At 73.0% G+C, this 26,075-nt stretch carries 25 protein-coding genes and 1 pseudogene; 11 read left to right on the top strand and 15 right to left on the bottom strand.

All coding sequences use genetic code 11. From position 1 onward, the window contains the following. The first annotated feature begins 5 nt into the window (after nucleotides 1-5). Nucleotides 6-3,011, top strand: coding sequence for an Hsp70 family protein (locus ACN260_RS05440; protein WP_422754968.1), 3,006 nt, complete (start codon nucleotides 6-8; stop codon nucleotides 3,009-3,011). A gap of 89 nt (nucleotides 3,012-3,100) precedes the next feature. Here ACN260_RS05440 and ACN260_RS05435 read toward each other — a convergent pair whose 3' ends face one another. Then, nucleotides 3,101-3,898, bottom strand: coding sequence for a S1 family peptidase (locus tag ACN260_RS05435; protein ID WP_422754967.1), 798 nt, complete (start codon nucleotides 3,896-3,898; stop codon nucleotides 3,101-3,103). 286 nt (nucleotides 3,899-4,184) lie between these two features. Further along, complete coding sequence (locus ACN260_RS05430; RefSeq protein ID WP_421483769.1) at nucleotides 4,185-4,724, bottom strand: hypothetical protein; 540 nt, start codon at nucleotides 4,722-4,724, stop codon at nucleotides 4,185-4,187. 123 nt (nucleotides 4,725-4,847) lie between these two features. On the opposite strand from ACN260_RS05430, the gene ACN260_RS05425 reads away from it, so the two are divergent. Next, nucleotides 4,848-5,177 (top strand): hypothetical protein, encoded by a 330-nt coding sequence (locus ACN260_RS05425; RefSeq protein WP_422754966.1) that lies wholly within the window; start codon nucleotides 4,848-4,850, stop codon nucleotides 5,175-5,177. Nucleotides 5,178-5,240: 63 nt separating this feature from the next. On the opposite strand, the gene ACN260_RS05420 is transcribed toward ACN260_RS05425, so the two are convergent. From ACN260_RS05420 to ACN260_RS05410, 3 genes are all read right to left on the bottom strand, one after another. Further along, the gene (locus ACN260_RS05420) at nucleotides 5,241-5,726 is read right to left on the bottom strand and encodes a ribose-5-phosphate isomerase (RefSeq protein WP_088647123.1); all 486 of its coding nucleotides are present in this window, start codon (nucleotides 5,724-5,726) and stop codon (nucleotides 5,241-5,243) included. 73 nt (nucleotides 5,727-5,799) lie between these two features. Further along, the gene (locus tag ACN260_RS05415; protein ID WP_422754965.1) at nucleotides 5,800-7,002 is read right to left on the bottom strand and encodes a DUF1015 family protein; all 1,203 of its coding nucleotides are present in this window, start codon (nucleotides 7,000-7,002) and stop codon (nucleotides 5,800-5,802) included. A 114-nt stretch (nucleotides 7,003-7,116) separates the two neighbouring features. Continuing rightward, the gene (locus tag ACN260_RS05410) at nucleotides 7,117-7,740 is read right to left on the bottom strand and encodes a DsbA family protein (RefSeq protein ID WP_357928069.1); all 624 of its coding nucleotides are present in this window, start codon (nucleotides 7,738-7,740) and stop codon (nucleotides 7,117-7,119) included. Nucleotides 7,741-7,962: 222 nt separating this feature from the next. Here ACN260_RS05410 and pepN point away from each other — a divergent pair, with 222 nt between their 5' ends. Then, complete coding sequence (gene pepN, locus ACN260_RS05405; RefSeq protein ID WP_422754964.1) at nucleotides 7,963-10,509, top strand: aminopeptidase N; 2,547 nt, start codon at nucleotides 7,963-7,965, stop codon at nucleotides 10,507-10,509. 191 nt (nucleotides 10,510-10,700) lie between these two features. Here the strand turns inward: pepN and ACN260_RS05400 are convergent, their stop codons facing one another. Beyond that, on the bottom strand, nucleotides 10,701-11,114 hold the full coding sequence (locus tag ACN260_RS05400) for a DUF5130 family protein (RefSeq protein WP_145921345.1): 414 nt from the start codon (nucleotides 11,112-11,114) through the stop codon (nucleotides 10,701-10,703). After that, the gene (locus tag ACN260_RS05395) at nucleotides 11,101-11,385 is read right to left on the bottom strand and encodes a hypothetical protein (protein ID WP_088646597.1); all 285 of its coding nucleotides are present in this window, start codon (nucleotides 11,383-11,385) and stop codon (nucleotides 11,101-11,103) included. The genes ACN260_RS05400 and ACN260_RS05395 overlap by 14 nt, the downstream gene beginning before the upstream one ends. Nucleotides 11,386-11,790: 405 nt before the next feature. Between ACN260_RS05395 and ACN260_RS05390 the strand changes: the two genes are divergently transcribed. After that, a complete protein-coding gene (locus ACN260_RS05390; RefSeq protein ID WP_422756628.1) occupies nucleotides 11,791-12,726 on the top strand; it encodes an alpha/beta hydrolase in 936 nt (311 codons plus the stop codon). 65 nt (nucleotides 12,727-12,791) lie between these two features. Here the strand turns inward: ACN260_RS05390 and ACN260_RS05385 are convergent, their stop codons facing one another. From ACN260_RS05385 to ACN260_RS05375, 3 genes are read right to left on the bottom strand one after another with little or no spacing between them, the layout of a single operon-like run. Further along, nucleotides 12,792-13,220 (bottom strand): PIN domain-containing protein, encoded by a 429-nt coding sequence (locus tag ACN260_RS05385; RefSeq protein ID WP_422754963.1) that lies wholly within the window; start codon nucleotides 13,218-13,220, stop codon nucleotides 12,792-12,794. Then, nucleotides 13,217-13,435 (bottom strand): type II toxin-antitoxin system VapB family antitoxin, encoded by a 219-nt coding sequence (locus tag ACN260_RS05380; protein WP_422754962.1) that lies wholly within the window; start codon nucleotides 13,433-13,435, stop codon nucleotides 13,217-13,219. Before ACN260_RS05380 ends, ACN260_RS05385 begins: the two co-directional genes overlap by 4 nt. A gap of 57 nt (nucleotides 13,436-13,492) precedes the next feature. After that, nucleotides 13,493-14,395 carry a tryptophan 2,3-dioxygenase gene (locus tag ACN260_RS05375; protein ID WP_422754961.1) on the bottom strand — a complete coding sequence of 301 codons (903 nt, stop codon included), beginning with the start codon at nucleotides 14,393-14,395 and terminating at the stop codon, nucleotides 13,493-13,495. Between the two features lie 147 nt (nucleotides 14,396-14,542). Here ACN260_RS05375 and ACN260_RS05370 point away from each other — a divergent pair, with 147 nt between their 5' ends. The 3 genes from ACN260_RS05370 to ACN260_RS05360 all read left to right on the top strand — a co-directional run bounded on the left by ACN260_RS05370 (nucleotide 14,543) and on the right by ACN260_RS05360 (nucleotide 16,487). Next, complete coding sequence (locus tag ACN260_RS05370; RefSeq protein ID WP_422754960.1) at nucleotides 14,543-14,986, top strand: Lrp/AsnC family transcriptional regulator; 444 nt, start codon at nucleotides 14,543-14,545, stop codon at nucleotides 14,984-14,986. A 103-nt stretch (nucleotides 14,987-15,089) separates the two neighbouring features. Further along, nucleotides 15,090-15,614 carry a hypothetical protein gene (locus ACN260_RS05365; RefSeq protein WP_422754959.1) on the top strand — a complete coding sequence of 175 codons (525 nt, stop codon included), beginning with the start codon at nucleotides 15,090-15,092 and terminating at the stop codon, nucleotides 15,612-15,614. Nucleotides 15,615-15,662: 48 nt separating this feature from the next. Continuing rightward, nucleotides 15,663-16,487: a class F sortase gene (locus ACN260_RS05360; protein ID WP_422756627.1), complete on the top strand. Its 825-nt coding sequence runs from the start codon at nucleotides 15,663-15,665 to the stop codon at nucleotides 16,485-16,487. 101 nt (nucleotides 16,488-16,588) lie between these two features. Here ACN260_RS05360 and ACN260_RS05355 read toward each other — a convergent pair whose 3' ends face one another. After that, a complete protein-coding gene (locus ACN260_RS05355; RefSeq protein ID WP_088646592.1) occupies nucleotides 16,589-17,134 on the bottom strand; it encodes an HNH endonuclease in 546 nt (181 codons plus the stop codon). 276 nt (nucleotides 17,135-17,410) lie between these two features. On the opposite strand from ACN260_RS05355, the pseudogene ACN260_RS05350 reads away from it, so the two are divergent. The 3 genes and pseudogenes from ACN260_RS05350 to ACN260_RS05340 form a co-directional block, all read left to right on the top strand. Then, nucleotides 17,411-18,478: pseudogene (locus tag ACN260_RS05350) on the top strand (mechanosensitive ion channel family protein); the annotation flags it as partial. A 424-nt stretch (nucleotides 18,479-18,902) separates the two neighbouring features. Next, entirely contained in the window at nucleotides 18,903-20,270 is a 1,368-nt protein-coding gene (locus ACN260_RS05345) for an MFS transporter (protein WP_422754958.1), read from the top strand. 51 nt (nucleotides 20,271-20,321) lie between these two features. Beyond that, the gene (locus ACN260_RS05340) at nucleotides 20,322-20,744 is read left to right on the top strand and encodes a globin (RefSeq protein ID WP_204928046.1); all 423 of its coding nucleotides are present in this window, start codon (nucleotides 20,322-20,324) and stop codon (nucleotides 20,742-20,744) included. A gap of 39 nt (nucleotides 20,745-20,783) precedes the next feature. On the opposite strand, the gene ACN260_RS05335 is transcribed toward ACN260_RS05340, so the two are convergent. From ACN260_RS05335 to ettA, 4 genes are all read right to left on the bottom strand, one after another. Then, a complete protein-coding gene (locus ACN260_RS05335) occupies nucleotides 20,784-21,365 on the bottom strand; it encodes a YbjN domain-containing protein (RefSeq protein WP_422754957.1) in 582 nt (193 codons plus the stop codon). Between the two features lie 131 nt (nucleotides 21,366-21,496). Continuing rightward, nucleotides 21,497-22,216, bottom strand: a complete 720-nt coding sequence (locus ACN260_RS05330) for a hypothetical protein (RefSeq protein ID WP_422754956.1) — start codon at nucleotides 22,214-22,216, stop codon at nucleotides 21,497-21,499. After that, a complete protein-coding gene (locus ACN260_RS05325) occupies nucleotides 22,189-22,635 on the bottom strand; it encodes an acyl-CoA thioesterase (RefSeq protein ID WP_422754955.1) in 447 nt (148 codons plus the stop codon). The genes ACN260_RS05330 and ACN260_RS05325 overlap by 28 nt, the downstream gene beginning before the upstream one ends. A gap of 2 nt (nucleotides 22,636-22,637) precedes the next feature. Then, a complete protein-coding gene (gene ettA, locus ACN260_RS05320; protein WP_422754954.1) occupies nucleotides 22,638-24,314 on the bottom strand; it encodes an energy-dependent translational throttle protein EttA in 1,677 nt (558 codons plus the stop codon). A 342-nt stretch (nucleotides 24,315-24,656) separates the two neighbouring features. On the opposite strand from ettA, the gene ACN260_RS05315 reads away from it, so the two are divergent. Next, nucleotides 24,657-26,057, top strand: coding sequence for an alpha,alpha-trehalose-phosphate synthase (UDP-forming) (locus ACN260_RS05315; RefSeq protein WP_204958102.1), 1,401 nt, complete (start codon nucleotides 24,657-24,659; stop codon nucleotides 26,055-26,057). Nucleotides 26,058-26,075: the final 18 nt, after the last annotated feature.

Here is a 26,075-nt window from a genome sequence, read left to right as displayed (position 1 = left end):
GACGGATGGCAGGCCAGCAGGACGGATACGCCCTCGGCGTCGACCTGGGCACGTCCAACACGGTGGCCGTGCTGCGCTGGCCGGACGGGCGGACCCGACCGCTGCTGTTCGACGGGCAGCCGATCCTCCCCTCCGGGGTCTACGCCGACACCGAGGGCCGGTTGCACGTCGGCCGGGACGCCCAGCGGCTGGCCCAGGCGGACCCGACCCGGTACGAGCCGAACCCGAAACGCCGGGTGGAAGAGCCGACGGTCCTCCTCGGCGACCGGTCGTACGCCCCGGCGGAGTTGCTCGCCGCGACCCTGTGGGCGGTCGCCGAGCAGGCGGTGGCGACGGTGGGGTTCCTGCCCCCGGCGGTGCTCACCTGTCCCGCCGCCTGGGAGGCCCCCCGGCGGCAGGTGCTGCACGACGCGTTGGCGCTGGCCGGTTGGCCGTCGGCCGCCGAGCACACCATGTCCGGTCCGGTGCCGGTGGGCACCCGGCTGCTGCGGGAACCGGTGGCGGCGGCCCGCTACTACACGGAGGTGCTGCGGCGGCCGGTGCCGGTGGGCGAGTCGGTGGCGGTGTTCGACTTCGGCGGCGGCACCCTGGACGTGGCGGTCGTCCGTAACGAGGGCGCGGACCCGTGGGGCGACTCGGGTTTCACGGTGATCGCCACCGGTGGGATGGCCGATCTCGGCGGGTTGGACCTCGACGCGGCCCTGCTCGCCCGGGTCGGTGAGCTGGTCGGTGACGGGCAGGCGGCGCTCTGGGCCCGGCTGACCCGACCGGAGACGACCGGGCAGTGGCGGGACCGGCAGCAGCTCTGGGACAACGTGCGCGGGGCGAAGGAGATGCTGTCCCGGGTCGCCGTGGCCCCGGTCGCGGTTCCCGGCCTGGAGACCGCCGTCCCGCTCAGCCGGGCCGAGCTGGAGCAGCTCGCCACTCCCCTGCTGATCCGGGCGGTCGCCCGGACCCGGGAGGTGGTCGCCGAGGCGGGCCTCACCCCGGACCGGCTGGCCGGGTTGTTCCTCGTCGGCGGCTCGTCCCGGGTGCCGCTGGTGGCCCGGCTGCTGCACGCCGAGTTGGGTGTCGCGCCGACCGTGCTGGAGCAGCCCGAACTGCCGGTGGCCGAGGGGGCGCTCACCGACCTGCCGCTGCCCCGGCCGGGCCGGCGTCCCGGGTCGGCCGACGCGGCCGGGGCCGCCCCGGCGCAGCCGCCGGCCGCTGCGGTACGGACCCCGCCCGCCCCGGCGCAGGCGTCGGCCGCTGCGACGTATGACGGCGCGCCGGGGGCATCCGACGCCGCGTCCACCCCGGTCGGGTCCGGTGCAGGCACGGCCGCCACCCTGCCGGGGGGCGCAGCGCGGGCCGCCGGAACGGGCCACACCCCCCTGACCGGACCAGCCGCCACCGGGCCGGCGGGACCCGGCGTGACGCCGGTGACCGGGGCGGGCACGCCGTTCGGTGGGACACCGGTGGCCGGATCGGGCGCGCCGGCGGTGCCGCCCCCGGGTGGGCTGCCGCCGGGTGGGCTGCCGCCGGGTGGGCTGCCGCCGGGTGGGCCCGTGCCGGGCGGCGTACCGGTCCAGGGCGGGTATCCGGCGGGCTGGCCAGGCGTACCACCGGGGGTGCTGCCACCACCGGGCACCGGTGCCGGCCCCGCGATGCCGGTGCGGCGCGGGCGTCGCCGGCTGTGGATCGGGCTCGGTGCGGGGCTGGCGCTGCTCGGCGTGCTCGGCGCGGCGGCGCTCTGGTTCACCCGGGACCGCTACCCGGCGTTGGAGTTCCACACCCTCACCGAGGTGGCCCGGCCCGCCGCCGGTGGGGACCGGCCGACGGCGATGTTCACCGCCGTGCTCGGTGACCGCGCCTACCTGGCCTACGAGCTTTCCGACGACCGGCTGACCGTGGTGGCGGTCGACGCCGGTACCGGGAAGCAGAAATGGCGGAACACGGTCGCGGCGGGTAGCGAGCGGTGGAAGGGGCTCCGGGCCGTGCCGGGGGCGGTGCTGGTCGTCGCGGACGCGGCCGGCGACAGCACCCCCCGCGACGTGGTGGTGCTCGACGCCGGCGACGGCAGGGAACGGTGGCGGTTGCCGGTGCAGGGCGACGATGCGGTGCACGTCACCCCGGAGCGGCTGGTCTGGGTGGACCGCGCCGGCAGCCGGCTGGTCGGGTTGCGGCTGCGCGACGGGCGGCAGGAGTGGACCCTGGACAACCCCCGCAGCGAGTACGGCGACACCCGCAGCGCGGTGCTGCGGGTGGGCACCGCGCAGAGCGTGGTCGGTCCCACCGGTTTCGACGGCGCGTCCGGCACTCCCTGGCTCGGTGACGCCGACCGGCTGGTGCAGGTGGGTGCCGACCGGTCGGTGCGGGTACTCGACATGGACAGCGGCGAGGTGGTGCGCCGCCGCGACGGGGTCGCCGACGTCAGCGACTGGATGGTCGCGTACGGCGACCGGTTGTACGTGGTGGCGGAGGACCGGGGATACAAGCTGCTCGGTTACGACCTGGGCAGCTTCGCCGAGCCGACGGTGCTCTACAGCGCCGGTGAGCAGCGCCGGGTCACCGCGCTGGTGGCCTGCGGCGAGCACCGGGCCTGCCTGTTGGAGGTGCCGGAGGGCGACGCCGACCGCACGGAGGTGGTCGCCGCCACCGAGGGCAAGGGCGCTCGCCGCTGGCGGGCGCCCGGCGGGCAGGGCCTGGTGCCGGTCGGCGAGCACCTGCTCGTACGGCGGGAGCTGCCGAAGACCGCGGTGAGCCTGTTCGACCCGGCCGGGAAGGCGGTGCTGACCGACCGCAAGGGCACGGCGGCCCGGGTCGACGCCGGTAACCTGCTGGTCTTCGCCGAGACGCCGAGCAGCGTCGAGGACGACCGGAGCCTGGCCGGGGTGTCGAAGTCCGGCGGGCTGACCGAGATGGGCCAGCTCCAGGGCGTCCGCAGCGAGTCGTGTGCGTGGAACACGTCGGTGATCGTCTGCGGGGCGGAGCGGGACTTCGTGGTGTACCGGTTCGCCGGGGACGGCTGAGCGGCCGGGCTGGGCGGCCGGACACCACTGCGCCACCGGCTGCCACGGGGGCGGTCGGTGGCGCAGCGGCCCGGGGGGCGGTCGGTTGGTCAGCCGCCGAGGCTGGCCGCGGCCGAGGCGATCGACGCGGCGAACGTGCTGACCTGGGTGTAGACACCGGGGGCGTTGGGCCGGGCGCAGCCGTCACCCCAGCTGACGATGCCGACCTGGATCCAGGCGTTGGCGGCGTCGCGGCGGAACATCGGGCCGCCGGAGTCACCCTGGCAGGTGTCGGTGCCGCCGCTGGCGTAGCCGGCGCAGATCTCCTCGGCGGGGATCAGCTCGCCGGGGTAGGAGGACGAGCAGCTGGCGTCGCTGACGAACGGCACGGTGGCCTTGAGCAGGTACCGCTGCTGCGCTCCACCCTCCCGGGCGGCACCCCAGCCGGCGACGGTGAAGGTGCCGCTGTCGTACGCGGTGGTGGTGGCGATGGGCAGGGTGGCCTGCGAGGTGACCGGGGTGGCGAGCCGGATGAGCGCCCAGTCCTTGCCGCTGCCGTTGTAGCCGGGGGCCCGGTAGACGTAGTTGGACTTGACCTGGATGCGGCTGCTCGACTGGAGGTCGACCGCGCCGAGGGTCGCGGTGATGCTGGTGTTCGTGCCGGTGCGGTTCACGCAGTGGGCGGCGGTGAGCACCAGCCGGGGGCTGTAGAGCGCGCCGCCGCAGCCCATGGAGAGCCGGACCATGAACGGGAACTCGCCCTGCGCGGCCCGGGTACCGCCGACGACCGACGGGGCCGCGTCGGGGGTGGGCGCGGCGGTGGCCGGGGCGGTCAGGACGAGCGACCCGGCGGTGATCGCCACCATCGTGGCGGCCATCCGGCCGATGAGACTGCGCCAACGGTTCACAGGGCCTCCAACCCTCGGCGGCGCGCCTGGTGGGGGCGCCGGTTCGATGGCGGGAGCCTAGATCGGTCAATTGACGTGCATCAACATCCTGTTGGGGTCATACGATCGCGGCACAGCGGTGCGGCGCGCGGGATCACCCGGCCGGGCGGGGATGAAGCCGGAGCGGCGGGGTATGCCAGCGCCCGGCCTGGAGGAGTGTCGACCGGTGTCGCGGACAAACCCGCGACCGGAGGCGGGCGGACCGGGTCACCACCCGGCCCGCCCGCCGTACCGACGTCGGGGTGGCTCAGTTGCCGGTGACGAAGTTCCAGGCGTCCATCACCCACTGGGTCTGCTGCAGGTAGGCGATGCCCACCCCGGCCAGGAAGATCCCGGTCACCAGGTGCGCGCCCCGGGCGCTGCGGCGTACCCGGCCGAGCTGGCGTTCCAGGATCACCCGGCCGAGCAGCCGGGACAACGCGAACAGGCCGGCCGCCACCAGCAGGCTGAGCAGGAAGGTCAGCAGCGGAGCACCCAGGTCGCCCCGGCCGGAGATGGCCCAGATGCCCCAGCAGACGAAGGCGAAGAGGGCACCGGCCGCGCTCCACTCGCCGCCCCGGCGCAACTGCTCCACGTGCCAGCTCATCGGCCGGCGCGGCGCGGCGGGCTCGGACCAGCCGGACTGGTCGTGCTCGACCACCGGGAACGGCTCGGTGCGCGGAGCCCGGGGCTGCCCCACCGAGGCGACGCCCCGGCGGAACGGTTCCCGCTGCGGGGGCACCCCGACACCGGGCTGGGGTGGCACCTCGACGGTCCGCTCGGCCCACGGCTGTGTCTGGTCTGCCATCTTGTTTCCTCCCCATGACCGGTGCCGGCCGTCGACCGGTCCACCGTCTTCGAGGGTAGCGAGCGGGCAAACTGCCGCGCCCGGCCCGGCCCGGCGGGGGCCACCGGACGGTACGGTCGGGACATGGTGGATGCGGAGCGGCGGCGACGCCGGCTACGGCACCAGCCGGAGCCCACGGCCGGCGGCGGTGAGCCGCCGACGGCGGCCACGGCCGAGGTGCACGACGGGACCCCACCGCCACGGGCCCGCCGGGCCCCGGGCGGCGAGGACGGCGAGCGGGGGCTACGCGGACTGGTCGGCTCCGGCTCGTCGCAGGTCAGCGTGCTGGCCGCGCTACGGGCCCGGGACGCGGCCCGCCCCACCGAGCAGGACCTGGCCGAGGCCGAGGAACGCCTGGTGATCATCCGGCGGAACTGGGTGCCCCGGGAGGACCTGCCCCGCTCGGGTCGGTGACCGGGCCGGCCGGTGACCGGCCCGGTCGACGGATCGCCGGCAGCAGCCCGGGGCGGGCGGCGGTCAGGACAGGTCGGCGGGGGCGGGCAGCTCGGGCAGCTCGCGGGTGCGCTCGTACTCGGCCACCTGGGCGATCCGGCGGGCGTGCCGCTCGTTACCCGAGAACGGGGTGGTGAGGAACGCCTCGACGATGGCGGCGGCCTCGTCGAGGGTGTGCTGGCGGGCACCGACGGCCACCACGTTGGCGTCGTTGTGCTGCCGGCCGAGCTGGGCGGTCTCGATGCTCCAGGCCAGTGCCGCCCGGACGCCGGCGACCTTGTTGGCGGCGATCTGCTCGCCGTTGCCGGAGCCGCCGATGACCACGCCCAGGCTGCCCGGGTCGGCCACCACCCGGTCGCCGGTGTGCAGGCAGAAGGTCGGGTAGTCGTCGTCGGGGTCGAAGGCGTGCGGGCCCACGTCGACCAGCTCGTAGCCCTGCTTGGCCAGGTGATTGGCCAGGTGCACCTTCAACTCGAAACCGGCGTGATCGGATCCCAGGTAGACGCGCATACCGGGCAGTGTGTCAGGGCCGCGCCCCGGCCCGCCGTGGGGGCGGCGTGCCGGGGCGGATTCGTCACAGGATTCAGCGGGGCAGCTCGGCGACGACCAGGCCGCCGCGTGCCTTCGGGGTGAACCAGGTGCTCTTGCGGGGCATCTTCTCCCGGGCCAGGTTCACCGCGACGAAGTCGTCCACGGTCACCGGGGCGATCAGGACGGCGAGCTCGGCCCGGCCGGCGTCGACCTCGCCGGTGAGCCAGCTCGCCGGGTAGTCGCCGCCGACGTAGGTGATCCGCTTGTCGCCCGGGTCGAGGCCGAGCGCGTCGCGCAGCAGCAGCCGTTCCACCAGGGCGTGGTCGAGGTTCTCCAGCCGGGCGGCGGCCGCGTCGTGCGGCAGGGTCACCGCGTACCCCTGGCCGGCGAGCCGCAGGTGCACGGTGCCGCCGGCCGCCGGGACCTCGACCGGGCCGTCGAGGGGGTTGATCCGCGCGCCGGCGGCGCGCAGCCGGTCGAGCAGCTCGTCGGGGGTGCAGGGCAGCTCGCTGACCAGCCGGTTGTAGGGCTGGATGGCGACCGACGCCGGGGTGGTGACCACCGCGAGGAAGCGCGGGAAGCCACCGGTCTGTGCGGCCAGGCTGCGGTGGTTGCCGTCGGCCACCACCAGCTCGCCGCCGCCGGCCAGCGCGGTCAGCGCGTCCTGCTCGGGGCCGGGGCCGAGCAGCCAGATGGCGTGCGTGCGGCCGGCCTGGTCGGTGTCGGTGGCGGCCGGCGCGCCCGCCGCGTCGGTCGCCGTGGCGAGCGCGGCGTGCAGCTCGTCACCCCGCCCGGTCTGGAGCAGCAGGACGGGCGAGAGCAGGTGACCCAGCGCCTCGGCCAGGGCGACCCGCTCCCGCACCTTGGCGATGAAGACGTCCTCGTTGCGGATGACCAGGCCGGGCTCGTCGGCGCTGGTGGAGATCTGGTCGGTGTCGACCATGGCGAACAGCCCGTACGCCGGCTCCTCCCCCGGCGCGCTGATCCGGTAGAGGACCACCACCTGCTCGGCGGGGGTGTAGCTGCCGTCGGCCTTGGCCTCGGTGAGCCGGGCCACCGCGTCGCCGAGCGCGTCGGAGAAGGACTTCCCGAGGCTCTCCGGCGCCCGGTGGGGCATCTCGATGCCGAGGGCACTGTGCGGGTTCGCCTCGATGATCGCGGTGATCTCCGCGTCGTCGGCGAACTCGTCGTAGTTCTGCGCGCCGGTGCCGCCAGTGGTGATCCAGGCCCGGGCGATCGGATGCACGACCGTCATGGGGGTTGACGCTACCGGCGACGACGGCCCGCGCGACGCCGACCCCGCGCCGGGTCCACCAGATGAACCGTCCCCGGCGGGGCCCGACCGGGCCGGGCCCCGCCGGGGTGACACTCAGTCGAAGATCGGGCCCAGCTCGCGGGACCGCTTCAGCTCGTAGAAGCCGGGGGTGCCGGCGACCAGCAGGACGCCGTCCCAGAGCCGGCCGGCGGCCTCACCCTTGGGCGACGGGGTGATCACCGGGCCGAAGAACGCGATCTTCTCGCCGTCCGGACCGGGGGCGTGCACCACGGGGGTGCCGACGTCGGTGCCGACCGGGCGCATCCCGGCCTCGTGGCTGGCCCGCAGCGCCTCGTCGTACTCGGTGGAGTCGGCGGCGTCGGCGAACGACGGGTCCAGCCCGACGTCGGCCAGCGCCGCGGTGATCATCTCCCGACCCAGCGGCTCCTTGCCCAGGTGGATGCGGGTGCCCATGGCGGTGTAGAGCTTCGCCAGCGTCGCACCGCCGTGCGCCTGCTCCACGGCGATGCAGACCCGTACCGGCCCCCAGCCCAGCTTCATCATCTCCTGGTACTGCTCGGGCAGCTCCCGGCCCTCGTTGAGGACGGAGAGGCTCATCACGTGGTAACTGATGTCCACATCCCGGACCTGCTCGACCTCCAGGAGCCAACGGGAGGTGATCCAGGCCCACGGGCACAGCGGGTCGAACCACATGTCGACGGCGACACGTTCGGTCACGGTGGAGTCCCTTCGTGACGTCAGGCACGCCGGCGGACCCGGCGCGGTTTCCCTCGATCCTCACCCCCCACGGCATCGATCGGTAGCGGAATGAGAGCGTGACGTCGACCACCGCAGGGTCGGTGCATGGAAGACTCGGCTCGGGTCGCCGCCACGAGCGGCCGGCAGGGGCTGGCGCAGCCGGAAGGCGGCGAGAGTGGGATGGAGACGAAAGTGCCAGGAGTGCGCAACCTGACCCAGGTCGAGGCCACCGAGCGGGCCCGCCTGCTGGAGGTCACCGGGTACGACATCAACCTCGACCTGTCAACCGCGGTGCAGGCCGAGGGCCGCACGTTCCGGTCGGTGACCGAGGTCAGGTTCCGCTGTGCCGAACCCGGTGCCGGCACCTTCATCGAGACGGCCGCCGAGTCGGTGCGCGCGGCCACGCTCAACGGCGAGCCGGTGGACCTCGCCGGCTGGTCGGCCGAGAAGGGCCTGGCGCTGACCGGGCTGGCCGCCGAGAACGTGCTCGTGGTGGACGCCGACTTCGGCTACTCCAACAGCGGTCAGGGCCTGCACCGCACCGTCGACCCGGTCGACGGTGAGACGTACCTCTACAGCCAGTTCGAGACGGCCGACGCGCAGAAGGTCTTCGCCTGCTTCGACCAGCCCGACCTGAAGAGTGTCTACACCTGGCACGCGACCGTCCCCGCGCACTGGCGGGTGGTGTCCAACATGCCCATCGAGCGGGAGGAACCGGCCGGCGAGGGGCTCAAGACCGTCCACTTCACCACCTCGGCGCGGATGAGCACCTACATCACCGCGCTGTGCGCCGGGCCGTACCACGAGGTGCGGGACAGTCACGACGGCATCGACCTGGGCGTCTTCTGCCGGGCCTCGATGGCCCCCCACCTGGACGCCGACGACCTGTTCCTGATCACCAAGCAGGGCTTCGACTTCTTCCACGAGCAGTTCGGGGTGCGGTACCCGCTGCCGAAGTACGACCAGCTGTGGGTGCCCGACTTCAACGCCGGCGCGATGGAGAACTTCGGCTGCGTCACCCACGCCGAGTCGCACTACCTGTTCCGCTCTCAGGTCACCGACTTCGAGTACGAGCAGCGGGCCAACACGATCCTGCACGAGTTGGCCCACATGTGGTTCGGCGACCTGGTCACCATGCGCTGGTGGAACGACCTGTGGCTCAACGAGTCGTTCGCCGAGTGGGCGAGCCACTGGTGCAACACCCACGCCACCCGGTTCTCCGAGGCGTGGACGACCTTCCTGTCGATCCGCAAGAACTGGGGCTACCGGCAGGACCAGCTCTCCTCCACCCACCCGGTCTACTGCGAGATGCCGGACCTGGAGGCGGTCGAGGTCAACTTCGACGGCATCACGTACGCCAAGGGCGCCAGCGTGCTCAAGCAGCTCGTGGCGTATGTCGGTGAGGAGCCGTTCCTGGCCGGGCTGCGGGCGTACTTCGCCAAGCACGCGTGGGGCAACGCCACCTTCGATGACCTGCTGTCGGAGCTGGAGACGGCCTCCGGCCGGGAGCTGCGCAAGTTCGCCGCCCAGTGGCTGGAGACCGCCCAGGTCAACACCCTGCGCCCCGAGGTGGCCATCGGTGCCGACGGCGGCTACGAGCGGGTGCTGGTCCGGCAGGAGGCCCCGGCCGGACACCCGACGCTGCGTACCCACCGCATCGGCGTCGGCCTGTACGACCTGACCGACGGCCGGCTGGTCCGCCGCGAACGCGTCGAGGTGGACGTCACCGGCGAGGTGACCGAACTGTCGGTGCTGCACGGACGGCCGGCCGCCGACGTGCTGCTGCTCAACGACGACGACCTGACCTACACCAAGCTGCGGCTCGACGAGCGGTCCATGGCGACCGTGGTGCAGCACATCGCCGGCTTCGACTCGTCGCTGGCCCGCGCGCTGTGCTGGACGGCCGCCTGGGACATGGTCCGCGACGCGGAACTGTCCACCCGCGACTACGTCGCGCTGGTGCTGGCCGGGCTACCCGCCGAGACCGACATCAACCTGGTCACCGCCACCCTGCGGCAGGCCAGCACCGCGCTGATCTTCTACGCCGACCCGGCGTGGGCGCCGACCGGCTGGGCCGAACTGTCCCGCACCGCCCGGGACACGCTGGCGGCGGCCGAGCCGGGCAGCGGCTTCCAGCTCGCCTGGGCCCGCGCGTACGCCTCGGCGGCCCGCGCCGACGAGGACCTGGCGACGCTGCGCGGGTGGCTGGCCGGCACCGACGTGCCGGCGGGCCTGACCATCGACACCGAACTGCGGTGGACGGTGCTGCAGTCGCTGGTGGCCAAGGGGGCGGCCGGCACCGCCGAGATCGAGGCGGAACTGGCCGGCGACCGGACGGCCTCCGGGGAGCGGGAGGCCGCCTACGCGCACGCGCTGGTGCCGACGGCGGAGAACAAGGAGACGGTGTGGTCGCTGCTGACCGGCCCGGACGCGCTGCCGAACTGGCGTAACCGGGCGTTGTTGCAGGGCCTGACCCACCCGACGCAGGTCGCGCTGACCGCGCCGTACCGGGAGCGGTACTTCGCCACGGTGGCGCAGGTGTGGGCGCAGCGTGACAGCGAGCCGGCGCAGGAGTTCGTGCAGCTGGCGTACCCGGCGTACCTGGTCGAGGAGGAGACCGTGGCGGCGACCGACGCGTGGCTGGCCGGCGACGGCCACCCGGCGCCGCTGCGCCGGCTGGTGGCCGAGGGACGCGACGGGGTGGTCCGGGCGCTGAAGGCCCGCGAGCGGGACGCCCGCAGCAACTGACAGCAGAGGTGGTACGGCCCGGGGCCGGCGCGGGTGCGAGCCCACGCCGGCCCCGGGCCGTGATTCCGGATAACGGCCGGCGCCAGCAGCGTCTGTGCAAGATCCGGGGACGGGAACCGGTGGAGGCGACGGAGCCCGGTCCGCGTGGTGCGGGCCGGGCTCCGGGCTGTTCGGGAACGTGCGGGTGGGGCTCAGGCCCGGCCGGCGTGGCTGGCGAGCTGGTCGAGGCCCTGGATGATGCCGCCGGCCAGGTCACCGCCGCCGAAGGACGCCACCATGGACAGCGCGGCCAGCTTGACGTACGTGTCGGGGATGCGCTTGCGGGCGTACCGGCCGGTGACGACCTCCAGCTGGCGCTGGTTGGGCGACACGGCGATCAGCACCGACCTGTCCGGCTCGGCGAGCTGGCGGTGCAGCCGCTCGGCGTGCTCCCGGACCGGCTCGTCGAGGCCGCCGACGTAGACCGAGAAGACCAGGCCGCTGCCCTGGTCGGCCAGGCGCAGCGCCTCGTCGATGCGCAGCAGTTGCCGGGTCGAGAACGGCCCGTCCAGCACCTCGGGCGGGGTGCCCGTACCGGCCTGGTCGACCTGCTCACCAACGGTCACTTGCGCCTCCGGTTCCACCGGCCGGCGCCTCGATGCCGGCCTGCTGCTGCTTGTGGCTGGTCAGCGCCGGTGCCTGGGCACCGGCGGCCAGGGCGGTGCCGGCCGAGTCGGCCAACTGCTCCGGGCGGCCCAGGAACCAGACCGGCGTGAAGTCGAAGCGTCGGCCCGGCCGGTAGCGCTTGGCGCCGCCGCCGCTGCCGTGGTTGGCGGCGAAGACCAGCCCGACGATCACCAGCACCACCGCCGCCGGGATGCCGACGAAGATCAGCAACGTGTCAGTGACAGACAATCCCAACGCCCCCAGGCGGTAAGAGAGACCAGAGCTTCCGGGTCGGGTGGACGATCGTGACACCGGCTCCCGACTCCGCTGCCATTCACGTTAGCGGAGCCGACGCCCCGCGAGCCTGCGGGGTGCCGATCCCACCTGTCACTCCAGTCTTCCAGCGGCCCCACGGTGGCGACGAGTCGGGTCACCCGGCCCCATCCTGCCGGTTCGGCACCCGATCGCGCCGGGACGACACGACCGGCGCAGGTGTGGCGTCCGCCCCATATTCCGCTGACATGACCCGGCCGGGATTGCCGGTCTCGGTGCCGGGACCCGGAGGATGACCCGTACCGATCGGACGTTCTCGATCGATTCCGGTCCACCCACCCGCAGGGAGCCCCCGTGCAACCCGTGCCCGCCCTCCACCCCCACCCCACCCGGTCCCGCCGGCCCTGGCCCCGGCTGGTCACCCGTCCGTTGCTCGCGCTGGCCCTGGTCGGCGGCAGCGCGCTCGCCGCACCAGCGGCGACCGCCGCGCCCGTCGACGGCCGGACGGTGGCGGTCGCCGCCAACCCGTACGAGCGGGGTCCCGCCCCGACGACGGCCAGCATCGAGGCCACCCGGGGCCCGTTCGCCATCGCCCAGAGCACCGTCGCGGCGTCCGCCGTGAGCGGGTTCCGGGGTGGCACGATCTACTACCCGACCAGCACCGCCGAGGGGACCTTCGGCGCGGTGGCGATCTCCCCCGGCTACACCGCCAGCCAGTCCAGCGTCGCCTGGCTCGGCCCCCGGCTGGCCTCGCAGGGCTTCGTGGTGATCACCATCGACACCCTCTCCGTGTACGACCAGCCGGCCTCCCGGGGCACCCAACTGCTGGCCGCCCTGGACTACCTGACCGGCAGCAGCGCGGTGCGGACCCGCATCGACCGCACCCGGCTCGCGGTGATGGGGCACTCGATGGGCGGCGGCGGCAGCCTGTCGGCGGCGAACACCCGGCCCGCGTTGCAGGCCGCCATTCCGCTGACCGGCTGGCACACCGTCAAGAACTGGTCGTCGGTACGGGTACCGACGCTCGTGATCGGTGCGGAGAACGACTCGACCGCCCCGGTGGCGTCGCACTCGGAGCCGTTCTACACCAGCCTGCCGGCGAGCCTGGACAAGGCGTACCTGGAGTTGAACGCGGCCGGTCACTCCGCGCCGACCTCGCCGAACGTCACCGTCGCGAAGTACAGCATCTCCTGGCTGAAGCGGTTCGTCGACGACGACACCCGCTACGAGCAGTTCCTCTGCCCGGCTCCCCGGGGCAGCGCGATCCAGGAGTACCGGGACACCTGCCCGCACTCCTGACCGCGTACCGGCCGGTCCCGTCGCCCCGCCCGGCGGCGGGGCCGGCCACCCGTGGGTACGGCGGATCAGGACAGCGTGCCCGGGGGCGCCACCCACTCCGAGCGCGGACCGCCGACCTCGGCGAGCAGGTCGAAGTCACGGTCGTAGTGGAGCACGGTGGCGGAGTACTCGGCGGCGGCAGCCGCCACCACGACGTCCACCGGGCTGGCCGCCCGGTGGTGCCCACGGGCGGTCAACGCCAGTTGCAGATCACGTGCCCGGGTGGCGACCGCCGGAGTGATCGGCAGATCGATCATCAGTTCCGTCCGGCGGGCCCGCATCACCATCGCGTCCCGGAAATCGCGGGCGCTCCGTCCGTCTTCGAGGTCGAGCGGCAGACAGGTCGCCGCCAGCCGCTCCACCAGGAGTGCCGCGATGCGCTTGCCGACGGGCGGCTGGCGCAGGCGTCCCCAGGCGGACGTGTCGATCAGGTACAGCCCGACCGGTGTGGTCACGCCGCGTCCCGGGCGCCCCGGGGTGTCTTGTCGTCTTCGAGCAGACCCGTCCAGTCGCGGTCGATCGCGAGGAGTTCACGGACGGCCTCCAGCCGCTCGCTGCGCTCCGCCACCAGCCGGAGCGCAGCGTGGATGGTGTCCTTCTTGCTCTTGGTGCCGAGTTCGAGGCGGGCCCGTTCGAGCAGTTCGTCGTCGAGATCGATGACAGTTCTCATCGGCAGATGATATACCGCAGAGCGGATCTTATATAAGAACTGTCGGTGATCGGCGGGTCACATCGCGGTGCGGGCCGACCACAGTTCGGGGAAGACCACCCGGGACATGCTGCGCTGCAACCAGGCCAGCCCGGCCGAGCCGCCGCTGCCCACCTTCGCGCCCATGGTGCGCTGCACGGCCTTGACGTGGTTCCACCGCCAGTCGCCGAACTGCTCGGCCACGTCGGCCAGCGCGTCGCCGAGCTGCCGCAGGTGGTTGTCCGGGCCGTCGTCGTCGTAGACCGCCACCCAGGCCGCCTCGACCCGGGGGTGCGGCAGGTGCTCGACGGCGACGTCCCGGTCCCGCAGTTCGGCGGGCAGTTCGTGCCCGTGCCGGCCGAGCAGGGCGACCACGTCGTCCCAGAGGCTCGGCGTGGCCAGCGCGGCGCGCAGGTCGTCGTACACCTCGGGTTGGCGGCGGAAGGGGCGGATCAGCGCCGGGTCTCGCAGCCCGAGCAGGAACTCCAACTGGCGGTACATCGCGGACTGGAAGCCGGAACCCTCGCCGAGCAGGTTGCGGAACCGGTTGAAGTCGGCCGGGGTCATCCAGCGCAGCCCGCGCCAGGCGGCGTTGAGCCCCTCCAGGTGCAGGGCGGCCCGGCGCAGCGGGGCGAGCGCCGCCCACACCCGGTCGGCCCGCAGGTCACGCTGGGCCTGGCGCAGCTCGTGGCAGGTCAGCCCGAAGTACAGCTCCATGATCTGGCTGACCATCAGGAAGGACATCTCGCCCGGGTCGCTGCTCAGTGGCTGTTGGAGGGTGTGCAGGGTGCTGGCGTGCACGTACGCGTCGTAGGGCGTCCGGTCGGCGAACTCCAGGGTGGGCTCACCGCCGTTGCGGGCGGCGCGGGCCCGACGCTGCTGCGGGGTGGACGGGCGCACCACCGGGTTCGGGGCGTGCGCCCGCAGGTCCGTCTGTTCCACCGTCTCGCCTCCTCCGGTTCGGCTGTCCGAACATGATCTCCCGTCAGGTACCCGTGGTGGAATGCCGCTTCAATGGACCTGAGCCGGTCTCACTTCACGAATGAAAGGCACTTCGGCGGTTCGACCTGCCGCAGATAAGGTCGTTACGTGGACGAGATGGACTGGGCCCTGCTGCGTGAGTTGCAGGCCGACGCACGGCTGTCGTACAGCGAGCTGTCCCGGCGGGTGCACCTGTCCCCGCCGGCGGTCGCCGAACGGGTCCGCCGGCTGGAGGAGTCCGGGGTGATCACCGGCTACCACGCGCACGTCGACCTGGCCCGCGCCGGTCGTCCGATGGTGGCGCTGATCCGGATGTCCTGTTACGGCCCCCGGTGCATCCTGCACGACCCGGACGTCGTCGACTGGCCCGAGATCCAGGAGATCCACCGGATCACCGGGGACGCGTGCAGCATGCTCAAGGTCGCCGCCGGGTCGATCGGGCAGTTCGAGGCGGTGATCGACCGACTGGCCCCGTACGGGCAGCCGTCCAGCACGATGGTGCTCTCCAGCCCGTTGCAGTGGCATCCGGTCACCCCGCTGCCGCCCGCCTGACCCCGGGCGGGCCCGAGTCCGGGTTTGCCCCCGGGCCAGCGGGAATGCAGCCCCGCACACCCGTCGCAGGATTCCGGCGAACCGTCGCCGGGAGGGGGGAATCATGCGGGGGCTCACTCTGCACCGTCGTGCCGTCCACGCCGTACTGGCGATGCTCACCCTGGTCGGGGTGTTCGTCCTGGCCGCGGCCACCCCGGCGCACGCCGGGGAGAACACCTTCGTCGAGGTCACGCCGAACACCGCGCAGGCCGGCACCCGGGTCACCGTCCGGGCGAGTTGCGACAACGCCAACAACCAGCAGGCCACCGTGCACTCGGACGCCTTCGGGCGGGTGGTGCTGCGGCCCGACAACGGCTTCCTCAACGGCGCGGTCACCGTCCCGGGCAACAAGCAGCCCGGGGACTATCCGGTAGACCTGAAGTGCGCCAACGGCAACACCGCCTCGACCATGCTGACCGTGCTGAACATGGCCCAGCCGAGCAAGGGCCCGGCGACCGGCGGCGGCGGAACGGCGGGTGACCGGGGCAGCGGTTCGCTGCTGCTGGTCGGCGGCCTGGCCGTGGTGGCCGTGGCGGCCGGGCTCGGCGTCTTCGGCGGCAACCGCCGACGGACCCGGCCCGGTGCCTGACCACCTGTCGTCATGGCCCGCACCCGTTCCCGGCCGGCCGGCCACCGGTTGCGGGCGGCGGCCCGGCGTACGGTCCGGGTCGCCGCCGGCAGCCGGCGCGCCGCCCGCCGGGTCGCCGCCCGCACCCGCCGCGCCGCCTGGCGTTTCCGCCGGGTCGCCGGCCAGGCGTTCTCCGCCAGCGTTACCACCGCCGACCCGGTCACCCAGGCCCGTCCGGTACGCCCGGCGCCCCGGGTGCCGGCGTTCGGCGGCCGGTTCGCCGGGTCCGGGCCGGGCCTGCCGGTGCTGGTGATCGCCGCGGTGATGCTGCTGATCGTGGCGATGCTCGGGGTGGAGCGGATCACCGGGCTCAGCGTCCTGCCGGACCGGTTCGTCGCCGGCCTGCGCCCGCCGCCGAAGCGGTTCCCGGTGCTGCCGGGCAGTCCGCCGACCCAGATCGCCATCTCCCGGATCGACGTGCGGGCCCCGGTGCACCAGGTCGGCATCGCCCCGGACGGCAGCATCGACGTCCCGGCCGCCGCCCGCGCCCAGGAGGCCGGCTGGTACGACCAGGGCCCCACCCCCGGCCAGTACGGCCCGGCGGTGATCGTCGGGCACGTGGACACCACCACCGGCCCGGCGGTCTTCCACGGGCTGCGGGAACTGCGCGACGGCGACGAGATCGAGGTGACCCGCGCCGATCACCGGGTGGCCGTCTTCGAGGTCGACCAGGTGCAGCGGTACGGCAAGGAACGGTTGCCGGTCGACGAGATCTTCGGCGACTTCAGCCGCCCCAACCTGCGGCTGATCACCTGCGGCGGGCGCTGGGTCGGCGGCGGGACCGGCTACGCCGACAACGTCGTGGTGTACGCCACCCTGGTCCGGGCCCGCTGAGCCGTCCGGTCGTTCCGGCCGGGGCGGACCCGACGGCGACGAGGGAGTCAGGCGGCCTCGACTTCACGCGGCAGTCAGGCGGCCTCGGCCTCGCGTAGCGGTCAGGCGGCCTCGGCCTCGCGTAGCGGCTCCCGCAGGTCGAGCCAGTCCGCCCAGCGCGGGTCGGGCGCGCGGTGGCCGAGCACCCGCCAGGCGGTGCCCTTCGGGGCCGCCGGCAGGCAGTGCAGCCGCCAACCCAACTCGGCCGGGGTCTTGTCGCCCTTGGTGTGGTTGCACCTGGCACACGCCGCGACCACGTTCTCCCAGGCGTGCCGGCCGCCACGGCTGCGCGGGAAGACGTGGTCGATGGTCTCGGCCGGACCCCGGCAGTAGGCGCAGCGGTTGCCGTCGCGGGCGAAGATCGCCCGACGGGAGAGCCCGACGTGGGTGCGGTAGGGCACGCGGACGAACCGGGTCAGCCGCACCACCGAGGGGACGGGGAGCGCGTCGTGGGCGCTGTGCAGGATGCCGTCGCCGTCGGCGACGCAGACGGCCTTGGCGGAGAGCACCAGGATCGCGGCGCGACGCACGGACACGACACACAGCGGCTCGTAGGTGGCGTTGAGGACCAGCGCGCCGGAGCCCACCGTGGGTCGTATGTCAGGCATCGTGCTCACCCTCCCGGTCCAGCCGCTCCCACCGCTGGCAGCGCCGGCCGACCCCCGGGCAGCCGAGGGCCACGACCGACTCCGGCGGGATCACCGTCGTCCGTTGACGCCAATCGTCCCTGATCGGACCCCGTAATGCACGTACTAATCCGGGGTACCCGCGGAACCCCACGCACGATGTAGGAAGATGTCCGGTTCGGCGCCGTACGATCATGGGCCGCAACTCCCCGGTGGGCCGGCCGCCGGCCGCCGTACCCGCTGCGGTACTAAGACAGGGTGAGTGCCCTCAGCCTGTCGACCGTCGTCCTGTCCGCCGCACCGAGCCCGGCCCCGAGCGGCAGCCCGGGTGCCGGGGGCGGCTCGGGTGCCGACTGTCTGGGCAGCACCTCCTGCGAGTACCTGTACCGGGTCACCGGGTCGGCCTGGTTCGCCGAGGGCAGCTACTGGATCCTGCTCAAGCCGCTGCGGGTGGTGCTGATCCTGCTGCTGGCGTTCGTGGCCCGCTGGGCGCTGCACCGGACGATCAACCGGCTGGTCCGTACCACCACCGACGGGGCGGTGCCCACCCTGCTGCGTCCGCTGCGTGAGCGGGTGCCCACCGCCACGCCCGACCCGACCGAGTTCGTCCCCGAGCGGCGTCGCCAGCGCGCCGAGGCGATCGGCTCGGTGCTGCGCAGCATGGTCACCGCGTTCGTCTTCGGCATCGCGCTGCTGATGATCCTGCGCGAGTTCAGCTTCGACCTGGCCCCGCTGCTGGCCAGCGCCGGCATCGCCGGGGTGGCGCTCGGCTTCGGCGCGCAGAGTCTGGTGAAGGACCTGATCGCCGGGCTGTTCATGCTGATCGAGGACCAGTACGGCGTCGGCGACACGGTCGACCTGGGCGAGGCGACCGGGGTGGTCGAGTCGGTGGGGCTGCGGGTCACCACGGTCCGCGACGGTCGCGGGGTGCTCTGGTACATCCGCAACGGCGAGATCATCCGGGTGGGCAACAAGAGCCAGGGCTGGGCCCTGGTCGTGGTGGACCTGCCGATCGGGTTCGCCGGCACCGAGGAGGCCAACGCGGTGCTGCGGACGGCCGCCGCCTCGGTGGCGGTGGACCCGGAGCTGTCCTCCGACATCGTCGAGCCGCCCGAGGTGCTCGGGGTGGAGCAGATGACCGTCGACGGCGCGGTGATCCGGACGGTGGTCAAGACCACGGCCGACGGCCAGTTCGCGGTCGGCCGGGAGCTGCGCCGCCGGCTCGCCGAGGCGTTGGAGAACTCGGGCATCACCGCGCGGATCGCGGCGGCCCGGCTCTATCCGGGGCTGCCTCCGGTCGGCACGACCACCGGCACCGCCGCACCGGCTGCCGGCGTCCCCGCCGCCTCCGCCCTGTCGGGCCCGACCGCCGGCACCTCCGCCGCCCCCGGTCCGGCAGCTACGACGGGTCCGGCCGCCCCGACGGGCACGAAAGATCCGGCGGCCCCGGGGAACCCGGCGGGCACCGGCGGCACGGACGCCGGGCGGGCCGGGGGTAGCTGAAACCGCAGCTCACCACCCGTCCGATGCGGCCCGATGGTCGGGGCTCGCGCGCCGGGCGGCCCCTCGGGTATCGTCCGTTCGTTCAGTCGGGGATGCGACGATCAATCCGTTCGCCCTAGTCAGTTGTCAGACGATCGGGCAGAATCCGGTGCACGCGTTCCCGGGAGCGTGATCACGTCATCGCTGATCCGCGAATCTGACGACGGGGCCCCGCCGGGCCATCACAAGTGGCCGGTGCCGGGGCACGATGGAGGCGACGGTGTCCGACCAGCGACCCGCCCCGGACCGGCCGGCCACCTTCCGCGAGGTGTTCGGGCAGGGGGAGTTCCGGGCGGTCTTCGCCGCCAGCGTCCTGTCCTGGGTCGGCGACTACGTCGCCAAGGCCGCCGTCACCGTGCTGGTCTACCAGGAGAGCCGCTCCGTCGCCCTGTCCGCTGCGGCGTTCGCGGTCAGCTACCTGCCGTGGCTGGTCGGCGGTCCGCTGCTCGCCGCGCTCGCCGAGCGGTACCGGCACCGGCGGGTGATGGTGACCTGCGACGTCATCCGGATGCTGCTGACCGTCCTGATCGTGCTGCCCGGCCTGCCGGTCTGGGCGATCCTCGCGTTGCTCTTCGCCGCCACCCTGGCCAACCCGCCGAGCCAGGCGGCCCGCTCGGCGTTGCTGCCGGCGATCCTCACCGGCGACCGGCTGGTGCTCGGGCTGTCGCTCAACGCCAGCGCCAGCCAGGCCGCGCAGGTGGTCGGCTACCTGGCCGGTGCGGCGGTCGCCGCGGTCAGCCCGACGGCGGCGCTGCTGCTCAACGCGGCCACCTTCGGGCTGTCCGCGCTGCTCGTCCAGCTGGGCGTGCACGACCGGGAGCCGACGCTGAGCGCGGCGCACCGGACCCACCTGCTGCGGGAGACCGGCGAGGGCTTCCGGATCGTCTTCGGCACCCCCGTGCTGCGGGCGATCAGCCTGCTGGTGTTCAGCGCCATGCTCTTCTCGATCGTCCCGGAGGGACTGGCCGCCGCGTGGGCCGGTGAACGCTCCGGCAACGGCCTGGACTCGGGTGCCGCCCAGGCCGTCATCATGGCGGCCAACCCGGTCGGGTACATCGTCGGCGGCCTGCTGGTCGGCCGGCTGGTGTCGCCCGCCGGCCGGCTCACCCTGATGCGACCGCTGGCGGTGCTCGCCCCGCTGGCCCTGGTGCCGGCGCTGCTGAACCCGCCCCCCGTGGTGGTCGCCCTGCTCGCGGCGGCCTGCGGCTTCGCGGTCGCCGGCCTGATCCCGACGGCGAACGGTCTGTTCGTGCGGGCCCTGCCCAACGGCTACCGGGCCCGCGCCTTCGGCGTGATGGCCACCGGCATCCAGGTGATCCAGGGCGGTGCCGTGCTGGTCACCGGCATGCTCGCCGACCGTTTCTCGGTGCCGGTGGTGGTCGGGGTGTGGAGCGCCGCGGGGGTGCTGCTGATGCTGGTCACCGCGCTGCGCTGGCCGGACCGGGCCACCGTCGACGCCGCGGTGAAGGCCGCCGACCTGGCCAACGCCGGCACCGGGTCACCGCCTGGCGACCGGCCCGGTTCGGCGTCGCCCCGGCCCGGACAGCGGACCCCTCGGCGGCACGCTGTGATGTGATCGGCCGGTGGGCGGCGGTCGTGGCGTCGCCGTACCTGGCAGGATGGAACGGTGGATTCCGCAGGCGACCTCCGGCCCGTTCCGTCGACGACCTTCTTCGACGCGGTCGGTGGTGAGCCCACCTTCCGGCGGCTGGTCGACCGGTTCTACGCCGGCATCGCCGACGATCCGCTGCTGCGCCCGATGTACCCGGAGGACGACCTCGGGCCGGCCACCGAGCGGATGACGCTGTTCCTGATGCAGTACTGGGGCGGCCCGAACACCTATTCGGCCCAGCGGGGGCATCCCCGGCTGCGGATGCGGCACGCGCCGTTCCGGATCGGCGCGGCCGAGCGGGACGCCTGGCTGCGCCACATGCGCCGGGCGGTGGACGACCTGGACCTGCCGCCGGAGCTCGCGGCCACCCTCTGGGACTACCTGGAGCGGTCGGCCTACTTCATGGTCAACGTGATGGAGGACCCGGCCGCCGGCTGACCCGGCCGCCGCGACGGCGTCGGCGGGGCGCCGGTCGGCTCAGAGCAGGGCACCCTCGTCGTGCAGCCAGTCGACGAAGGTGGTCGCCACGGCCGCGCCGCAGTCGAGCATCTCCACCAGCAGCGCGTCGTGCGCCCCGGCACCGAGCGGCACCTGCAACTCGGCGTAGATGGGCAGCTGGCCGCGCTCGGTCGGGTCGCCGATGTACGCCTTGCAGAACCGTCGGGTGTGGTTCCACTCGTTGACCACCCGGTAGGCCCGGTCGGCCCAGTCCGGTGGGACGGTGGCGTGCGGGCGGGCCCGCATCACCAGGATCTCGTCCTCGGGGCCTTCGAGGGTCACCAGCACCGCGTGCCGTTCCCACATGGCCAGCAGGTTGCCGTCACCGTCGGCCAGGTAGCGCACGTCGAGCAGGTCGAGCGCGTCGCACACCCGGGCCAGGGTGACAGGTGCCACGGAGGCCGGCCGGTCGGTCACGACGGGCCGATCGGTGCCGGGGCAGTCCTCCGCCGGCTGCCGGGGCGACGGTGGCCCCACCCGGATGCTGTCCACCGAGACTCCGCTTCGAGTTTCCGGTTCGCCGCCAGCGGCGGGACCAGGGCGCCATGACCACCACGGCATCGCTCGCGCACCTCACTCCCCAGCGGATCCAATCGCCTACGGTGCGTTGGATCCGAGGATGGACGGTACCCGGACAGCCGGGTTGAGACACCCCCCCAACGGCAGCCCCAGCCCGGAAGAATGAGCCGGGGTCATACTTTCGGCTGATCCCGCGCCGGACGAATTGCGAGATCGGAAACTTTCCGCGACCAGGCGGCTCCGTATGGTCCCACCAGACCGACCCACCGGCCGGCCACCCGGACCTGGACCTCCCCCGCCGCGGTGATCTCGGCCGGGCCGAGGAACCCCATCCGGACCAGCCCCTGCACCAGCCGTTGGGTGATCTCCACCGGGTCGGCCGGGTCGGCGTCGGGAGTGACGGTCACCGCCACGTGGTCGAGCAGCGCCTCCCGCAGCATCCGCTGCCCCACCGCGCGCCCGCGTACCCCCTCGGTGGCGGCGGTGCGCAGGGTGCCCGCCGCGGCCTCGGCGATGCGCCGCAGCTCGGCGGCGGGCAGCACCTCGACTGGGCGGCTCACCACCGGGGGCAGCGGCCACCGCCACCGCTCGTCGCGGCCGGGCGGCAGCGCGGTGTCGGCGTCGGCCAACCGGGCCAGCAACTCGGCCGCGTCCACGGTGACGTCCGCCGGGGCGCTCCCGGCCACCGTCCGGACCACCAGCACGTCCCACGGCAACCGGGCCCAGAGCGCGGTACGGCCGACGCCGGGCAGCGGGCGCAGCCGGACCACCGTGGCCGGGTCGAGGCGGACCAGCCGGGCCAGGAAGGCCCCCGCGTCGTCCGCCCCGACCAACCCGTGCTCCGGCCGGACGGTGGCGCCGCCGTTCACGCCGCCCCGTCGGTCGGGGCCCACGACTCCAGGAAGGCCCGTTCGTCGTCGCTGATCCGCCGGGGCCGCTTCTCCACCAGGTCGAACGGGACCAGCACCGAGCGGGCGGTGCTGGCCAGCACGTCACCGTCGTACAGCTCGTAGGCGACGGTGAACGAGGCGGCCCGGATGCGCTCCACCCACAGTTCGATCCGGACGGTCGGCGCGGCCTGGGCGGTGGCCCGGCCGAGCGCGTAGTCGACCGGGCGCAGGTAGTCGACCTCGTGCCGGCGGATGACGACCCCGTCGGCGAACGAGCCGACCCCCCACGCCTTGCCACCGGCGAACATCAACGCCACCCGCGCCTCCTCGTACAGGGTGAGGAAGCGCGAGTTGTTGACGTGGCCGTACGCGTCCAGGTCGGACCAGCGCAGGGTGCAGTGGTAGACGAAGCGGTCCGCCATGCTCAGTCGCGGGTCAGCTTGCGGTAGGTCACCCGGTGCGGCCGGGCCGCCTCCGCCCCGAGCCGGTCGATCTTGTTCTTCTCGTACGCTTCGAAGTTGCCCTCGAACCAGAACCACTTCGCCGGGTTCTCCTCGTCGCCCTCCCAGGCCAGGATGTGGGTGGCGACCCGGTCGAGGAACATCCGGTCGTGGGAGATGACCACGGCGCAGCCGGGGAACTCCAGCAGCGCGTTCTCCAGGCTGGACAGCGTCTCGACGTCCAGGTCGTTCGTCGGTTCGTCGAGCAGGATCACGTTGCCGCCGATCTTGAGGGTCAGCGCCAGGTTGAGCCGGTTGCGCTCGCCACCGGAGAGCACCTTGGTCGGCTTCTGCTGGTCCGGCCCCTTGAAGCCGAACGCGGCGATGTACGCCCGCGACGGCATCTCGACCTTGCCGACCATGAGGTGGTCCAGCCCGTCGGAGACGACCTCCCAGACCGTCTTGTCGCCGTTGAGGCCCTCCCGGTTCTGGTCGACGTAGGACAGGGAGACCGTCTCGCCGACCCGGACGGAGCCGTCGGTCGGCTTCTCCAGCCCGACGATGGTCTTGAACAGGGTGGTCTTGCCGACGCCGTTCGGGCCGATGATGCCGACGATGCCGTTGCGCGGCAGCGAGAACGACAGGTCGTCGATGAGCAGCCGGTCGCCGAAGCCCTTGCTGAGGTGGTTGGCCTCGATGACGGTGTTGCCCAGGCGCGGACCCGGCGGGATCTGGATCTCCTCGAAGTCCAGCTTGCGGGTCTTCTCCGCCTCGGCGGCCATCTCGTCGTAGCGGTCCAGCCGGGCCTTGGACTTGGTCTGGCGGGCCTTGGCGTTGGAGCGGACCCACTCCAGTTCCTCGGTGAGCCGCTTCTTCATCTTGGCGTCGCGGCGGCCCTCGACGGCCAGCCGGGCGGCCTTCTTCTCCAGGTAGGTGGAGTAGTTGCCCTCGTACGGGTACGTCCGGCCGCGGTCCAGCTCCAGGATCCAGTTGGCCACGTTGTCGAGGAAGTACCGGTCGTGGGTGATCGCCATGACGGTGCCCGCGTACTTGGCCAGGTGCTGCTCCAGCCAGGACACGCTCTCCGCGTCGAGGTGGTTGGTGGGCTCGTCGAGCAGCAGCAGGTCGGGCGCCTCCAGCAGCAGCTTGCACAGGGCGACCCGGCGGCGCTCCCCACCGGAGAGCTGGGTGACGTCGGCGTCCGGCGGCGGGCAGCGCAGCGCGTCCATGGCCAGTTCGAGCTTGGAGTCGATGTCCCAGGCGTCGAGGTGGTCCAGCTCCTCCTGGAGCCGGCCCATCTCCTCCATCAGCTCGTCGGAGTAGTCGGTGGCCATCTGTTCGGCGATGGCGTTGAACCGGTCCAGCTTGGCCTTGGTCTCGGCGACCGCCTCCTCGACGTTGCCGAGCACGGTCTTGCTGTCGTTGAGCGGGGGCTCCTGGGCGAGCATCCCGACGGTGTAGCCGGGCATCAGCCGGGCCTCGCCGTTGCTCGGCTTGTCCAGCCCTGCCATGATCTTGAGGAGGCTGGACTTACCGGCGCCGTTCGGGCCGACCACACCGATCTTGGCCCCCGGCAGGAAGTTCAGCGTCACGTTGTCGAGCACGACCTTGTCGCCGTGCGCCTTGCGCGCCTTTTCCAGGACGTAGATGAACTGGGCCACGGTGCGGGGTACCTCCGTCGGTTACTGTCGCGCGTCGGTTGCTGTCGCGGGCTCACGGGTGCGTCGGCGCGGGCTCCGACCTCCACCCGCCGCCGGCCGGGAGCCGGCCACGCGCACGCCGTCGTCAATCCTGACAGGTACGGCCGGCCGCGCCCACATCACCCCGCCCGGTCCGGTCCGCGCCGGGTCCGCCACCGCTGAGCTGGTGATGTTGACAAGATCACGGTACGGGTTCAGCGGCCGTGGGACGGGTAGGTAAGTCCGGCACGGGGTCCCAGACGCCGCAGCTACGCTCAGTACGCTCATCGCGGTGGACCCGTCAGCACCCGGAGGTGGCCGATCGTGACCGTCCGTAGCTCCTTTGTCGTTGTGGCCAACCGACTGCCGGTCGACGAGGTGAGCACACCCGAGGGACGACAGTGGCGGCGCAGCCCCGGTGGGCTGGTCACCGCGCTGCACCCCGTACTCGCCGAGCACCGGGGCACCTGGGTCGGTTGGGCCGGTGGCACCGGCGCCGCCCCGGAGCCGTTCGACCTGGAGGGCATCCGCCTGCACCCGGTGCCGTTGAGCGCCGAGGAGTTGGAACGTTACTACGAGGGCCAGTCCAACGCGACCATCTGGCCGCTCTACCACGACGCGGTCGAGACCCCCGCCTACAAGCGCCGCTGGCGGGAGGCGTACCGGCTGGTCAACGCCCGGTTCGCGGAGGCGGCGGCGGACGTCGCGGCCGAGGGCGCGACGGTCTGGGTGCAGGACTACCAGCTCCAGCTCGTCCCGGCGATGCTGCGCGAGCTGCGGCCGGATCTGAAGATCGGCTTCTTCCTGCACATCCCGTTCCCGCCGATCGAGCTGTTCATGCAGATGCCGTTCCGCACCGAGATCCTGCGCGGTCTGCTCGGCAGCGACCTGGTCGGCTTCCAGCAGCGACTGGCGGCGCAGAACTTCGTCCGGCTGGCCCGGCACCTGCTCGGGCTGCGCTACGAGGGCCAGATGATCCAGGTCGACGGGCGGCAGGTGAAGGCCGGCGCGTTCCCGATCTCGATCGAGACCAGGGAGATGGAACGGCTGGCCGAGGACCCGGCGATCCAGGCCCGCGCCAAGCAGATCCGCGAGGAGCTGGGCAACCCGAAGACGATCATCCTGGGCGTCGACCGGCTGGACTACACGAAGGGCATCGAACTTCGACTCAAGGCCTTCCGGGAACTCCTTGCTGACGGAAAGTTGACAGTTCCGGACGCGGTTATGGTGCAGGTGGCCACGCCCAGTCGGGAGCGCGTGGAGCACTACCAGGCACTTCGGGTCAAGGTGGAACGCGAGGTTGGTCGGATTAACGGCGAATTCGGCAGGGTCGGCGTGCCGGCGGTGCATTATCTGCATCAGTCGTACAGTCGCAGCGAACTGGCCGCGATGTACGTCGCGGCCGACGTGATGATGGTGACCCCGCTGCGAGACGGAATGAACCTGGTGGCCAAGGAGTACGTCGCATCGCGCGCCGACCAGGGCGGTGCGCTCGTGCTCAGTGAGTTCGCCGGCGCCGCCACCGAGCTGCGCCAGGCGTTCCTGTGCAATCCGCACGACCCCGACGCCGTCAAGGACGCCCTCCTGCGGGCTGTACACGTAGAGAAGCCGGAGGCCCGTCGACGCATGCGGATCATGCAACGTCATCTGCGCACCCACGATGTGGGGCACTGGGCGAAGTCCTTTCTGACCGAGTTGGGCGCACCGGGGACGGAGGCCGAGTGAACGCCCCCACCGCCGAGA

Source organism: Micromonospora sp. WMMD708 (genome assembly GCF_049315245.1).
Lineage (GTDB): Bacteria > Actinomycetota > Actinomycetes > Mycobacteriales > Micromonosporaceae > Micromonospora > Micromonospora wenchangensis.
Note: the sequence above shows the minus strand (reverse complement) of the source record. Positions and strands in the feature narration are given on the sequence as shown.